This is a genomic window from Mesorhizobium sp. B2-3-11, from assembly GCF_006442215.1.
Taxonomy (GTDB): domain Bacteria; phylum Pseudomonadota; class Alphaproteobacteria; order Rhizobiales; family Rhizobiaceae; genus Mesorhizobium; species Mesorhizobium salmacidum.
On record NZ_VFVS01000025.1, the window covers coordinates 1 to 13884 of the forward strand.

Sequence of the window (13884 nt, forward strand, 5' to 3'; positions counted from 1 at the left end):
ATGGATGTTTTCGGCGCGGCGCAGCGAATGCAGGATCATGCCGGCGCCGACCGTGGCGTTTGAGATGCGGTCGACCAAGATGAAGGCGCCGGTGGTGCGGTTCTCGCCAAACGGATCGAAGGCGATCGGCGTCCGCGTCGAGATGTTGCAGATGCCGACTTCGTTCATTTCAAGCGACTTGGCCGCCTCATGGGCAAAGTCGTTGACGTTGATGCGGTATTTCAGATCGGTGACGGTGGCGCTGGTCTGATCGGTCTCGGTGCGCAGGATATAGGACCGGCCAGGCAGCAGCGCATTTTCGTCGAACCAGACGATGCTGGCGGCGAACTGGTCGGCGACCTGCGGCCGTGCGGCCGGCGAAACCAGCATGTTGCCGCGTGAGATCTCGACCTCGTCGTCGAGCACGAGCGTTATGGCCTGGCCGGCCACTGCCTGTTTGAGATCGCCGCCATAGGCGACGATGCGTTTGACATGCGAGGACTTGCCCGATTTGGCGACGACGACCTCGTCGCCTTGCGCAATGATACCGGACGCGATGGTGCCGGCAAAACCACGAAAGTCAAGATTGGGGCGATTGACGTACTGGACCGGAAAGCGGAACGGCAGCTCGGCCGTGGCTTCGTCGACCGACACGGTTTCGAGATGCTCGATCAGTGTCGGGCCGGAATACCACTGCATGGTTTCGGAGCGGCGGCTGACGTTGTCGCCGTAGCGGGCCGACATCGGGATCGGCATGATGGCTTGGAAACCGAGATCGCGCGAGAACTGCCGGTAGTCCTCGACGATCCTGTCGAAGACCGCCTGGTCGAAATCGACGAGATCGATCTTGTTGACCGCCAGCACGATGTGGCGGATGCCGAGCAGCGAGGCGATGATCGAATGGCGCCTTGTCTGGCGCAGCACCCCTTGCCGGGCATCGATCAGCACGATCGCCAGATCGGCGGTCGAGGCGCCGGTCGCCATGTTGCGGGTGTATTGCTCGTGGCCGGGCGTGTCGGCAACGATGAACTTGCGCTTCGGCGTGGCGAAGAAGCGGTAGGCGACGTCGATGGTGATGCCTTGCTCGCGCTCGGCCTCGAGGCCGTCGACCAAGAGCGCGAAATCGATGTCGTCGCCCGTCGTGCCGTGCTTGCGCGAATCGCGTTCGAGCGCGGCGAGCTGGTCCTCGAAAATCTGCTTGGTGTCGGACAGCAGGCGTCCGATCAACGTCGACTTGCCGTCATCCACCGAACCGCAGGTCAGGAAGCGCAGCAGCGACTTCTTCTCCTGCGCGGCCAGATAGTCGCGGACGCCGTCCGTGGGAGCGAGGCTTTTCGCCATGATGTGGCGCATGGTCAGAAGTACCCCTCGCGCTTCTTCTTTTCCATCGAACCGGCTTCATCGCGGTCGATCAGGCGACCCTGCCGTTCGGATGTGCGTGCCGTCAGCATCTCGCCGACGATGGCTTCGAGCGTGTCGGCGTCGGATTCGATGGCGCCGGTCAGCGGATAGCAACCAAGCGTGCGGAATCGCACCAATCGGTTCTCCACGACCTCGCCGGGCAGCAGCTTCATGCGATCATCGTCCTTGAGGATCAACATGCCATCGCGTTCGACGACGGGCCGCTGCTTGGCGAAATAGAGCGGCACGATCGGGATGTTTTCCTGCAGAATGTATTGCCAGATGTCGAGCTCGGTCCAGTTCGACAAGGGGAAGACGCGGATCGATTCACCCTGCGCGATGCGAGTGTTGAAGATCTTCCACATCTCGGGCCGCTGGTTCTTCGGATCCCACACATGCTGGGCATTGCGGAAAGAGAAGATGCGCTCCTTGGCGCGCGACTTTTCCTCGTCGCGGCGGGCGCCTCCAAAGGCGGCATCGAAGCCGTATTTGTCGAGCGCCTGGCGCAACGCCACGGTCTTCATCACATGGGTGTGGGTGTTCGAACCGTGATCGAACGGATTGATGTTGTCGCGCACGCCGTCTTCGTTGACATGAACCAGAAGGTCGAACCCCAGCTTCTGCGCCATCTGATCGCGAAATGCGATCATCTCGCGAAATTTCCAGGTGGTGTCGACGTGAAGAAAGGGGAATGGCGGCTTGGCCGGATAGAACGCCTTCATCGCCAGATGCATCAGCACCGACGAATCCTTGCCGACGGAATAGAGCATAACCGGCTTGGTGAAAGCGGCCGCGACCTCGCGGAATATGTGGATGGACTCGGCTTCAAGCCGCTGCAGATGCGTAAGCGCTGATATCATGGACCGTGAGCGTTCTCTCGTGCCTTGCAACAGAAGTTACTGCGTCAAATCATCGAGCCTTTTTGCGCCCGCTTCAAGCTTCGCTTCTGGACAAAGTGTTTCGTTCGGGCGTTCTAGCAGATCGTCGCGGCCCAGAACAATGCAGGACGAGCCCGGCTGCAGTCGGTTCGGGAATGAATTTTCCATGCTTGTGGCAAAATCCGGAAATTTCTGCTTGAAGGGCCTCCAGCTGGGAAAGGCAGGAAAAATATTGCCTGTGAGAGCGCCGCGGCGGCGCCGCAGGGGTCAACCGGCCCCGAATGCGGGATTTCGGCGGCAATCGATCCGGACGCACTATCGAAACAGCGACCCAGCCGCTATACGCTTTTCGAGAGTGGGCAAGTGCGTGATGAAGCACAGGCAGTTTCGAGGCGAGCACTTTCGAAGATGTGCCGCATAAAATCTCTCTGGAATAGCAGGTCCGAAAATTGAACCGGCTTTCATCCATTAGGCAGCAATTCACGCCTTCGCGGATCAATATCTACTTCTCCATTCTCTGCTTCTTTTCTCCCCCGGTCCTGGGATCGGTGGTTAGCTTCGTGTTCAATGGCGGCGGCTTGTGGTCCGTCCTGTTGATCGCCTTGAAGAGAAGACGCTTCAATGTCGACCGCGCGATGATGCCGCTGACGATCGCGATCTATGCCTATTGCGCAAGCAATGTCCTGGCGTCCCTCGTCAACCACGCGATCGTCAAGGACGCGCGGCATCTTATCCCGCTGATCACCTTTCTGTTTTTTCCCATCTCCTATTCGACCTGGAGCATTACGCAGAAGGCAACGCTCGTCCGCATCATTGTGCTGGCCAGCATGGCTGCCTGTTTCGGGGCGCTGCTGCTGGCGGTCTATCAGCAGTATCGGCTTGGCATACGCGCCGAGGGCGGGGCCGGGAATGCGATCGTTTTCGCTGAGGTCCTCTGCCTTGCAGTTGTGACCTGCGTGGCTGCTGCCCTGTCCGGTATAGAGAGGTACAGGATCGCCCTCATCTGCGCTGCACTCGGCGGAACGGTCGCCATTATCTACTCCGGTACGCGCATCGTCTGGCTGGCGCTGCTGATTGCCGGTATCGCCGTTCTGCTGATCAACCAGCAGAGGCTGAGAGGGAGAAATACCGTTCGCGTGCTTTTGCTGCTAGCCGCGATCGCAGTCACAATCGCGTTTTTCGGGTTCCAGACGATAGCGGGGCGTGTTGCATTTCTGCACTCCGACTGGGATGCGCTGGCGGCCCATGGTGACCACACGACTGCTCTGGGATCGCGCGTCGCGCTTTGGGATATCGGCCTGAAGGCATTTCGGGAGATGCCATTTTTCGGACATGGGGTGGGGGCCACTCACGTCTTGATCAAGCAGGGCTTTCAGGACCAGTTCGGGATGGACGAAGGTTTCAGTCATTTCCATAACGGCTTCCTGACCGCCTTGGTGCAAGCGGGAATCCTGGGTGCGGTGACGCTGGCGGCGATCTTTGTGGTTGCCGCCAGAAATGCCGCCCGGGTCCTTCGCGACAGCGCCGATCCGATCGAGCGGTTCGGCGCCACCATGATTATTGTCGTCGTGATCACCTATCTGACCGCCGGAATGACAGGCATCCTGATCGGCCATGACATTCTGGACTCGGTCTTTATGGTCTTCCTGGTGTCGGGAACATATCTTGCATGTGGGCGCCAGGCCGCGTTGGTGGAAGCACGGACGGTTTCACCAACAAACAGCCAAGCCGTTCCATCAGTAGAGGGCCTGGCACCCCGGCCAGCCGCTCGATAGCCGGTCCGGGCAAGACAATGAAAGTCCTGGTTACGGGCGCGACGGGCTTCATCGGCCGCCAGGTGGTCCACCGACTTCGTGAGGCCGGTGTCGAGCTTCGCCTCGCCTCCCGCCGGCCGAAGAGACTTGATGCGGGGTCCGACGCCATGCCGATGCCGGGTTTCGATGCGCCGGCCGCGGCTTTCCTGGCGCTGACCAGGGATGTGACGGATATCGTCCATTGCGCGGGTCTGAACAATGACCAGGGCAATGCCACCGAAGCCGATTTTCGGGCAGCCAATGCGCAATTGAGCGCACGTCTAGCACATGCCGCCGCCACGCAGGCAAGTGGACGGTTCATCCATCTTTCCTCGATCCGGGCCGTGATCGGCGCGCGTGCCAGCGCAACGATCGGCGAAAACACGGTCCCCGAACCGCAAGACGCCTACGGGCGCTCGAAGCGCGAAGCAGAAATCGCGGTGCTGGAGGCCTACGCCTCGCATGGCCGTGCCGACGCCGCCATATTGCGGCTGCCTCCGGTCTACGGGATCGGCATGAAAGGAAACCTGGCGACGCTGATGCGGCTCGCCGATACGGCTCTGCCGATCCCGACAGGCGCGTTGACGGCAAACCGCTCGCTGCTGTCATCGCAATCGGCGGCACGGGCGGTGTGGCATCTGCTTTGCCATTCGCAGCCGCTTCATCCGGTCTATACCGCCAGCGACGTGCCGCCGGTTTCCGTCGCTGCCATCATCGGTGCCTTTCGCCGCGGTTTCGGGAGGCCGACCCGCCTGGTGCCAATGCCGGCCGGACCGATGCGGGCGGCCGCCATACTGCTTGGCAAGCGGCTGTTCTGGGACAGCCTGACGGCGACACAGATATGCGACCCTTCCCTGCTTGCCTCGCAAGGCTGGGCGCCGGAATCCAGCACACTGGAAAGGCTGACCGAGATAGCGCGGCTCCGAAAGTCCCGACTTCCCGTTTGACCACTGGTCCAAGGACTGGTTTTTTGCTTCTGGAGCACGGCGCGCTCAGCCGCGATAGAGCGTTCCGAACAAGATTCGAAGGTCGAGCCAGAACGACGCGGTCCTGAGATAGCTGGCATCGATTTCGGCCAGAAGTTGCGGGTTCGACATGTCGATGCCCCTGATCTGGGCCAAGCCTGTCATTCCGGGGAGAGCCTGCAAAACCCCCAGCCGCCTGCGGTATTCGATCAGTTCTGTTTGGGTCGGCAGGCAGGGACGCGGCCCGACCAGGCTCATTTCGCCGCGCAGGACATTCCAGAGTTGCGGCAACTCGTCGAGCTTGAATTTCCGCAAGCCCTTTCCAACCGATGTCACGGCGCTCACCGGGGTTTCATGCGAGGGCAAGGATGGCGTTCCCTGGTACATCGTCCTCAACTTGTGGCAGCGAAAAAGCGCACCTTCGCGGCCAACCCGCATTTGGGAAAAAATCACCGGACCAGGTGACGATGCACGGACGGCAAGAATGGCAAGAAACAGAATCGGAGAGGATGCCACCAGCAGCACAGCCGCACCGGCGATATCGAAGATTTTCTTGGCTGTCGTCATGAGTGGCCGATGGGCTCCCTGCCAGGGCTTCACCCGGCAACCGCGAGCGAAACCCATCAATCCGGTCGGCGTAGCATGAGGTCGCGTTCCTGACCAAGCGCCGCCACACAGTCCGCAATATTCAGATACGACCCAGGATAAAGGCGAGATAGAGTCCAAGGGTCCCGGCAAAAGTCTGTCGATAGACGCCGCTTTTGTGCAGGGCGCCCAGGCGTTGGAAAAGGCTACCTTGCCGACCGTTCGCGAACAAATCGAGGCATGTCAGCGCATCCGTCGTAAGGAGGTCGCGATTGACGGCAAGGCCGGCGAGATTGAGATCGGTCCAGTCCGCGAACTGGCCCTTGAAGAGGCGGCCGAGCCGCGAGATCCGCGCCTGCCACGATGCATTGGCGCCGACCAGGTTTGCCGCATGCTGGCGGTAGCGCACCAATGGTCGCGGATCGTAGCGGACGACGCCGCCGGCACCGGTGACGATCAGATAGGCCCACCAATCATGGCTGACGAAACCGGTGCGAGCGGAGGCCTTGGCCAACAGATCGCGGGCGGCGCGGTTGAGCAGGATGGTGTTGCCGCCGGCAATGCTTTGCACCAGCGCGTTGCGGAAGGCCGGCGGGCGGCTAAACAGCGGCGAATGGCCGACCAGGCCTCCGGTTTCGGTCATGGTCGCGGTTCGCGAGCAGAACATCAGCGGTTGCGCCACGTCAAATGTCCGCATCCAGGCAAGGGCGCTTTCAAGCCTGTCGGGCTCCCAGACATCGTCCTGATCGCTGAAGGCGTAACAATCCGCGTCAATGCGCGGGTCAAGGATCATCGACCGGAAATTGGCGGCAAAGCCTTGCCGCGGCCCTTCCACCAAATTTATCCGACCTTTTGCCCAGCGGGGCTTCCAGGCTTCGACGATGGCAACTGTGCCATCGACGGAGCCGTCGTCGGATATCCAGAGGTCGACCAGAGGATGGGACTGGTCGAGCAGCGACTGCACTTGCTCGTCGATGAAGGCGGCGCCGTCCTTCGTGGCCATCAGGACGGCAATGCGCAGATCTGTCTTACCCACTGATGTCAAACGCCTTGCTGCGCGAGGAAAACCGCTACGCACTTTTCCCGGAATTGCTCATCTCTTGCCTTTGCGCAATTCCGGACGGAAAACCGCTACGCACTTTCCTGGAATTGCTTTAGCTCGCCTGCCCGGCCGTCTTCGGGACCGTGTCCTGCCGCGCGCTCGCCCTTGTCTTCGTCGCGCGGTCGAGATCGGCCAGGATGCTGAGCGAGGCGGCCTTGTCTTGGCTCTTCATGGATTGCTGCAACGCCGCAAGTGCTGCCTGGACATCCGACCACTGCGCGACATCGGTGCTCAGGCCAAAAATCTTGGCAATACTGAGCTCGACCAATTCCTCGTCTTCGCCGTGAAGGGTCTCGTGGAGCTTTTCGCCCGGCCGGATGCCCGTGAAGCGGATTGGAATGTCCGTATAGGGGCTTTTTCCCGCCATCCGGATCATCGTTTCGGCCACTTCGACGATCGGCACGGGCTTACCCATGTCGAGCATGTAGACGGCGTAGTCCTGGTCGGCCGGCCGCGACGCGGCATCGGCCGCCGACATGATGACGAGATCGACGGCCTCGGCGACAGTCATGAAATAGCGCGTCATGCGGCGGTCGGTTATGGTGACCGGCCCACCGGCCTCGATCTGCGCCTGGAATATGGTCGCCACCGAGCCATTGCTGCCGAAGACGTTGCCGAAGCGCACCGCGATGAACTTGGTGGCGGCGCGGCGGCCGCCCGGTTCGCCGGCCGGCGTTTCATGCAGGGCGCTGACGATCTGTTCGGCGGCCCGCTTGGTCATGCCGAGCACGGACGTCGGATCGACGGCCTTGTCGCTCGAGACCATGACGAATTGCGCCACGCCGCATTTGGCGGCGACCTCGGCGCAGACGAGCGTGCCGAAAACGTTGGTCTGGATGGCCGATTCCCAGTTCTCCTCCAGCAGCGGAACATGCTTCAGCGCCGCGGCATGGAAGAGGATGTCGGGTCTGAACTCCGTGACGACGCGCGTCATCTGGCGCCTGTCCGCAACATCGACGATGCGGACCTTGAGGCGGTCATGGTCCTTCTCGTCGACATACTGGCTCAGTTGGAAGATGCCGAATTCGGAATTGTCGGCGACCAGCACGGCCTCGGCTCCAAGCTCCAGCGACCGCTTGACCAGCGTTCGCCCGATGGAACCGGCGCCTCCCGTGACCAGGACGCGCTTGCCGCCGACGAAGGCGCCGATGCGCTCGATGTCGGACGGCACAGTCGGGCGGCGCAGGATCGTCTCCATCTCGACGGCATCGAGAACGAGCTTTCCCTCCTGGCCCACCTGCGAAAGCCCAGCGAACTGCACGACCCCGATGTCGCCGTGACGCGCGACGCGGACCAGCTCGGAATATTCCTCGATCTCGTGTTCGGCGCCGCTGCCGAAAATCAGCAGATCGAGGCTCTTGCTGCCGGTCGCATAGTCCTCCAGGACATCGATCAGGCGCGGCCGGGTCGCCACCACGGGAACCCCTTGAATGCGCGTGCCCAGCGGCGCGCCACGCTCGGTCGCCATGATGCCGACGATGGAATGCTCGGCGGGCTGCGCCGTACGCGTGAAACGAATGATCAGGTCGGCCTCGCCGAGCCGCCCGACGAACAGGGCCTGCTTGGTCCGCGCCATGTCGGCCTTGCCGTTCAGAATACCCCAGCTCGCGCCGTCACGCAGGAAGCGGTAGAACAGCCGGGGCGCCGAGATGATGGTGAAGGAGACGAGCAGGAAGACGATGAACTGGCGCTCGTTGAGGCCCGCGACGGGCTGGAAGAAACGCACGACCAGCGAAACGGCGTAGAGCACGAAGGTCAGGATCGCGCAGCTCTTCAGGATGTTGAAGAAATCAGGCGTCGAGGCGAAGCGCCAGACCGTGGTGTAGAGGCCGCAATATCTGAACAGAAGATGGCTGATGAGCACGATGCCGGCCCAGGTGAATAGACCCTCCGTGGAGAGCGCGCCGAACGAAAGATCCGACCGCGACAGGACGAGACTGAGCGCGACCGCGACCAGGACCATGGCCACGTCCTGGACCATGATGAAGGCGCGCCGCATCCCGGGCCTGAGTCCGAACACAGCTTCCAGGGAAGTATTCATTAGGCAGCACTAAACTCCAGACTGTCGGCATGACTACCAGCAAAGTGTGAACACGAGAAATCATTCGTGACCGTCACACTTCCAAGTAGCATCTCCGGCCCTCGCCTGCTGTATCGCATACTGCGGGGGACGAGGCATAGCCAGATGTTTTTTTGGAAGAATGGGGGGCAAGGGAAGCATGAAGCCCGATTCGTGGAAAATTGCCGCGAAGTCCACATTAGCCATTTCTTATAAAGAGTACGTCATCAGCATGTGTGTCCAGTTTTGCCGCAGTTGACTCTGCTCCAGACCCCGCTAGGACGCAATGCGTTGCCATATGTCCATCGAAACGGCTATTAGACAGGGGCTTGGTGGTTCGCTATGGCCAGCGAAGGACAATGCGCCGAAACAACAGATTGCGATACTCCCAGCTATGATTGCTGCACTAAACGGGGCTTTTGACGACATCTCAAAAGCCATGAAATTACACCGGGTCTGGGTGGCGCTTGCCCATGAAGACATTGGCGACCAGCACAGACGCACGACACTCGGCCCGCTTTGGATGCTGGTCAACTATTTCGCTTTCGTCGGCACGTTTGTCTTTGTTTTCGTCACCAAGGACGCGAGCAACCCCAGCTACATAGCCTACGTAGCCATCGGCATGCTGGTATGGTTCTATCTCAGCGAAACAATCACCGTGAGCGTGTCGCTCTTCCAGCGCGAGGCGAGCTTCATTCAAGGCACGACACTGCCGTTGTTCGTGTACGTGATGCGATTGACGATGCAAAGCGTCATCCGGGCTGGTTATTCGCTGGCGGGGTGCGTTCTTATTCTGTTGTTGAGCGGTTACGGCATCGACACGAACTGGCTGTTGTCGTTGCTGGGTCTGCTGCTTATCGTCCTGGCAACTCCTGCATTTGTCATGGTCTTCGCATTCTTGGGCGCTTTTTTTCCCGACAGTGAGTTCATCGTCGGCAACATGATGCGGGTTGGCATGTTCTTGACGCCGGTCTTTTGGGTCTATAGCGGGCAAGAAGGCATCCAAAAGTATGCCTACCATTGGAATCCGTTCACCTATTTCCTTGAGGGCGTGCGTGAACCGATCACGGCGGGCATCTTTCCGACGCATGCTCTGGCGGTGACAGGTTACATCTGTATCGGCGCCTGGGCTATTGCGTTGCTGCTGCTGGGCCGTTACCGCAAGCACGTCGTTTTCCTGATCTGAGCCTCATGACCTCCATCAAACTGAACAATGTCAGCCTCGTCTATCGGCTGTTTGAAAAGCTGACGCTTTCGGCGCCTGGCCGGCGTCGCAGCGCTCTTGGCGGCAACATAGCAAAGGCGGGCACCAAACAGGTCGTGCAGGCGCTCGACGGTGTCAGCTTCGAGCTCAAGGCGGGCGACCGGTTAGGGCTTGTCGGCCCGAATGGCGCCGGTAAGACCACCCTGCTTAAGGTTCTATACGGAATCTACCAGCCAACGGGCGGCACGATGTCCATCGCCGGCAAGGTCGATGCGCTGTTCAACATCAGTATAGGTTTCCGACCCGAGGCCACCGGGCGCAGGAACATCGTGCTGAGGGGATTGATCAGCGGCTGGACGAAGGCCGAGATCGAAGAGAAGATGGAAGAAATAATCGATTTCAGCGAGCTGGGCGACTTCATCGACCTGCCATTCAAGGCTTACAGCCAAGGTATGGCGGCACGGCTGGCATTTGCGGCAGCGACCACGCTCGAGCCTGAGATTCTGCTGATGGACGAATGGATCGGCGCCGGCGACGCCTCATTCCAGGACAAGGCCAAACGGCGGATGGACGAATTGGCGGAAAAGGCCGGCATCATCGTGCTGGCCAGCCACGACGACGCGCTGATCCAGCGCGTCTGCACGAAGAAAATGACACTTCGCGCTGGCCGGGTGGAATCACTTACTTAAGGCGCCTCACGATATTTGATATTAAGGTCGAGCCATGATCGCGATGCGCTACTCACGTCGCGCAATTGCGGCTAACGGCACCATTTCGACTGATAGGTGGTCTGTTTGCCCGAGGCTGACCCCGCAAGCCGGCAACTAACGAGAGGTCAAGTTGCCCCCCAGCTTCAATCCCTATAGTCGACAATCATCACCGTTATGTGGGCACCCAGTGCATACATCTGAAACGAAGACACAGGTTCGATACGCCTATCTCAGCGCCTTGCGGGGCATCGCGGCTCTTTGGGTGATATCGGTCCATGTCGCCCACATGCCGCAGCCTGTCATGGATTTGCCGCCCTGGCTGGATCTCTACGTGGCCAATGGCGTTTGGGGAGTCCAACTGTTTTTCGTCGTCAGCACGTTCTCTCTTTGCCTGATGCAGCCCAGTCATGCTGACGAGCAGCGGCCGCTCTTGGGTTTTGCCTTGCGCCGCTTCTTTCGCATTGCCCCGCTTTTTTATCTGCTAGTCGCATTCACACTGCTTTCCGCCTTCGAGCCGGCCGGCGAAAGCTTCAACTCCAATCCCGCCGGGTTCCCGCTCAACGCCAATACAATCCTCACAAACGTGACGTTCATCTTCAACCTTGTGCCGGGGTATGGCCATCAGACGTCAGTAGTTCTTGCCGGGTGGACGATCGGCACGGAGATGATGTTTTATGTGATCTTCCCACTCGTTTACGCCCGCACGAAGAGCATCTGGATGGCGACGACGGCAATGCTCCTCAGTCTGGCGATTGCAAAGGTCTTCAGCATGACGGTGTCCATGTTCACCGTAGACCCGGCCAATTACCAGATGTATTCGATCTTTCACCACCTGCCGATTTTCATGTTCGGTTTCGTAGCTTTTTGGGGATTGCCCTTGCTCAGAGACCGACCCAACAGCAAGCAGATTGGTGCCGCATTGCTGGCCTCGGTGCCAGTGCAGTTCTATGCGATAGTAGGAGGTTCGGTGCCCTTCATCGAGCCGTACCATTGGCTAGGCGTCATGTTCGCCTGCCTTGTCATCGGTCTGGCCCTTTATCCGATCCGGATTCTGGTCAACAAAGCCACGGTTTGGATCGGTGACATCAGCTACTCGGTTTATCTCGTTCACAGCCCGATCATCGTTTCCCTGTTCCCAGTCTACAAGCAGATACAGGCATCGGGAGGGGGCAGGATAGAAACGTTTGCTTCCTGCTTTGCGTTGACGTTGATGTGCGTCCTTCCGGTCGCCGCGCTGACCTACTATGGCTGGGAAAGATGGACTAACAACATGGGCAAGCGGCTTGCCTCTCGTTTAGCAGGACGAAAAGAGCGCCCGACTGGTCGTTCGTGACGCAGCCTCAGAAGGGGCAGGAAAGCCGACTACTAACCTCTACGTGTAATTATCCTTTGCAGGCAGCGATGGAGTGGCCTGAGGACCCTGAACGCTGTTGGCGATCTGGTCACGATTGATCGCTTGATCGAGAAGATGAGGCCATGAAAGGCTCTTCTCACCCCCAAGTTTCCAAATTCCACCGGAGCTCCATTGGCGCACAATGCCTGCAGTTTGGCCTCCAGCATAACGTAGTTATGAGCAGCGTGCCCCTCAGTCATAACGTGGCGGAAGGTATATCCGGCGTCGATTGCCACATAGGCTAAGATCCGCTCTATGGCGTGGGCCAAACTCCCATCCCGATAGTCCAAATTGGCAAAGTCATCCCAGTTCCATTTCTGTCCGAAAAGCTTCTTTAAAGCTGCGGGGCGAAACCAGTACATCCCACCATAAGGCGCGATGGGCGTACTATCGTCCAAATGAACGATCAGGCGCAGCTGTCTGGCCAGCTTTTCAACACTGGCTTTGTTACCGGCCCATCCATTTCCTAAGGTCGGATAGCCGATATGCACCACTGGCGGCATCACCAGACCGAGCGCTGGATTGTGAACAAAGAGCTCCAGCAAATTTTCAACATACCCAGTCGTGTGAAGAAGGTTGTCGAAATTGTGAAGCTTAAACAACTCTCCCCTTGGGCCGTCCTGGGGAGAGCGTTTTGAATGGATACGGCAGATCAGGTCGTAGCGGTCCTCAAGTATGTAGTCCCGGCACCCGACAAGGAGAGCTGAAGTGTCCCTGCCGTCGTTTGGAACGACCATAACTATCGAGCTTCTGGCGTTCGGCGCCTTCGCGACCGCTTGTTGGATCAACGCCTGCTTGTCGGTATTGTTGGTCGTGATGATCAGATCGTGGCCCTTCGGCACGTTTTCGGCGTAGCCCAGTATCTCATCGAGCATGTCAACGTGATATATATGCGCAAGAACCGCTATCCGGTAATTGTCCCAATTCCTTTGCATACCAATGCGGGTGTCCGGCAGGACGGAGAGCAACGCCGCATTGCCATTTAGCGTACGAGGTGGGCCAAGACGGCCAACGCTTTTCCATATCAGTGATAAATCGTAATCTGATTGGTTTTCTATGATCTCCAAGGCACGCGGCAGGTTGATGGCCTCGCGCTCGAGCGCCAGCGTGTCATGAAAAAAGAGGCGTCGCTTCAGGATCGGGCTACGGTCCTCCAGCGTTTTGTCCGGCTCCATGAAAACCGGGTATGGTGTCTTATATCGTTCCGGATCGAGCAGCACGGAACTGGTGAAGCCCAAGGCCTGGAAATGTTCCGTGAACACCGTCTCATGCTTCGCGACTGAATCCATATAGGAGTTGATGGGCGCCATCTGGTCCCAATAGTCACGAAATGCTCTCGACTGATGCAGGGACCGCCGCACCGCGATGAAATGGGAGTTGAGGTGAAAGGGCAGTTCCGATCTTCTGACGTCGATGGGATTGGGTCTCATCGCCCTGTGAGCGGAGATTCCCCAAAAATCACAGCTTCGTCGGTCCATCTCCGAAAACATTTCCGAGAACGGAAAAATCGGCCCGTAGAAGGTGTGGTTGAAAAGCAAAATCTCGTCGAAGTGTGAAAGCTCACCCCATCCGATGTGTTCGAGGCCAGTTCGATAGGCCCAAACATCGAACCCTTTGTTTTCCCTGATCAGGACGCTATCAGCTGTCTCGGAAAGCCGAGACTGAGCTTCTTTATCAACCGGGCCGTTGCAAACCACTAGGAGTTTCTCGACAAAAGGCCGAATCGACGCAATCAGGTGAAAATAGTAATCATCTACCTTGCCGTATTGATCGTAGTAAAATGCAATGGCCAGACGCCTCATCAGCCTCTCTCTC

At 59.0% G+C, this 13884-nt stretch carries 11 protein-coding genes; 5 read left to right on the forward strand and 6 right to left on the reverse strand.

Features of this window, described 5'->3' with window-relative positions:
• Together cysN and cysD are read right to left on the reverse strand one after the other, a co-directional pair.
• On the reverse strand, positions 1-1332 hold a 1332-nt coding region (gene cysN, locus FJ960_RS26310; RefSeq protein ID WP_181174326.1), incomplete at its 3' end, for a sulfate adenylyltransferase subunit CysN.
• Positions 1333-1334: 2 nt separating this feature from the next.
• On the reverse strand, positions 1335-2240 hold the full coding sequence (gene cysD, locus FJ960_RS26315) for a sulfate adenylyltransferase subunit CysD (protein ID WP_140510434.1): 906 nt from the start codon (positions 2238-2240) through the stop codon (positions 1335-1337).
• A gap of 467 nt (positions 2241-2707) precedes the next feature.
• Here cysD and FJ960_RS26320 point away from each other — a divergent pair, with 467 nt between their 5' ends.
• Together FJ960_RS26320 and FJ960_RS26325 are read left to right on the forward strand one after the other, a co-directional pair.
• A complete protein-coding gene (locus FJ960_RS26320; protein ID WP_140717934.1) occupies positions 2708-4033 on the forward strand; it encodes an O-antigen ligase in 1326 nt (441 codons plus the stop codon).
• Positions 4034-4050: 17 nt separating this feature from the next.
• The gene (locus FJ960_RS26325) at positions 4051-4998 is read left to right on the forward strand and encodes an NAD-dependent epimerase/dehydratase family protein (RefSeq protein WP_140717936.1); all 948 of its coding nucleotides are present in this window, start codon (positions 4051-4053) and stop codon (positions 4996-4998) included.
• 45 nt (positions 4999-5043) lie between these two features.
• Here the strand turns inward: FJ960_RS26325 and FJ960_RS26330 are convergent, their stop codons facing one another.
• The 3 genes from FJ960_RS26330 to FJ960_RS26340 form a co-directional block, all read right to left on the reverse strand.
• A complete protein-coding gene (locus FJ960_RS26330; RefSeq protein WP_140718027.1) occupies positions 5044-5583 on the reverse strand; it encodes a sugar transferase in 540 nt (179 codons plus the stop codon).
• A 121-nt stretch (positions 5584-5704) separates the two neighbouring features.
• Positions 5705-6637 carry a glycosyltransferase family 2 protein gene (locus FJ960_RS26335; protein WP_140717938.1) on the reverse strand — a complete coding sequence of 311 codons (933 nt, stop codon included), beginning with the start codon at positions 6635-6637 and terminating at the stop codon, positions 5705-5707.
• Between the two features lie 118 nt (positions 6638-6755).
• Positions 6756-8744, reverse strand: a complete 1989-nt coding sequence (locus FJ960_RS26340) for a nucleoside-diphosphate sugar epimerase/dehydratase (RefSeq protein ID WP_181174327.1) — start codon at positions 8742-8744, stop codon at positions 6756-6758.
• A 316-nt stretch (positions 8745-9060) separates the two neighbouring features.
• Here FJ960_RS26340 and FJ960_RS26345 point away from each other — a divergent pair, with 316 nt between their 5' ends.
• The 3 genes from FJ960_RS26345 (at position 9061) to FJ960_RS26355 (ending at position 12009) form a co-directional block, all read left to right on the forward strand.
• Positions 9061-9948: an ABC transporter permease gene (locus FJ960_RS26345; protein WP_245262344.1), complete on the forward strand. Its 888-nt coding sequence runs from the start codon at positions 9061-9063 to the stop codon at positions 9946-9948.
• A 134-nt stretch (positions 9949-10082) separates the two neighbouring features.
• A complete protein-coding gene (locus FJ960_RS26350) occupies positions 10083-10655 on the forward strand; it encodes an ATP-binding cassette domain-containing protein (RefSeq protein WP_246672963.1) in 573 nt (190 codons plus the stop codon).
• Between the two features lie 208 nt (positions 10656-10863).
• Positions 10864-12009 (forward strand): acyltransferase, encoded by a 1146-nt coding sequence (locus FJ960_RS26355; RefSeq protein WP_181166180.1) that lies wholly within the window; start codon positions 10864-10866, stop codon positions 12007-12009.
• A 32-nt stretch (positions 12010-12041) separates the two neighbouring features.
• Here FJ960_RS26355 and FJ960_RS26360 read toward each other — a convergent pair whose 3' ends face one another.
• Positions 12042-13871, reverse strand: a complete 1830-nt coding sequence (locus FJ960_RS26360; RefSeq protein ID WP_140717944.1) for a rhamnan synthesis F family protein — start codon at positions 13869-13871, stop codon at positions 12042-12044.
• Positions 13872-13884 lie beyond the last annotated feature (13 nt).

Bases quoted from the DNA above. Each gene is read 5' to 3' on its own strand.
- FJ960_RS26325 (WP_140717936.1), top strand. From the start codon at position 4,051: ATGAAAGTCCTGGTTACGGGCGCGACGGGCTTCATCGGCCGCCAGGTG.
- cysD (WP_140510434.1), bottom strand. From the start codon at position 2,240: ATGATATCAGCGCTTACGCATCTGCAGCGGCTTGAAGCCGAGTCCATC.
- FJ960_RS26360 (WP_140717944.1), bottom strand. From the start codon at position 13,871: ATGAGGCGTCTGGCCATTGCATTTTACTACGATCAATACGGCAAGGTA.
- FJ960_RS26345 (WP_245262344.1), top strand. From the start codon at position 9,061: ATGTCCATCGAAACGGCTATTAGACAGGGGCTTGGTGGTTCGCTATGG.
- FJ960_RS26340 (WP_181174327.1), bottom strand. From the start codon at position 8,744: ATGAATACTTCCCTGGAAGCTGTGTTCGGACTCAGGCCCGGGATGCGG.
- FJ960_RS26330 (WP_140718027.1), bottom strand. From the start codon at position 5,583: ATGACGACAGCCAAGAAAATCTTCGATATCGCCGGTGCGGCTGTGCTG.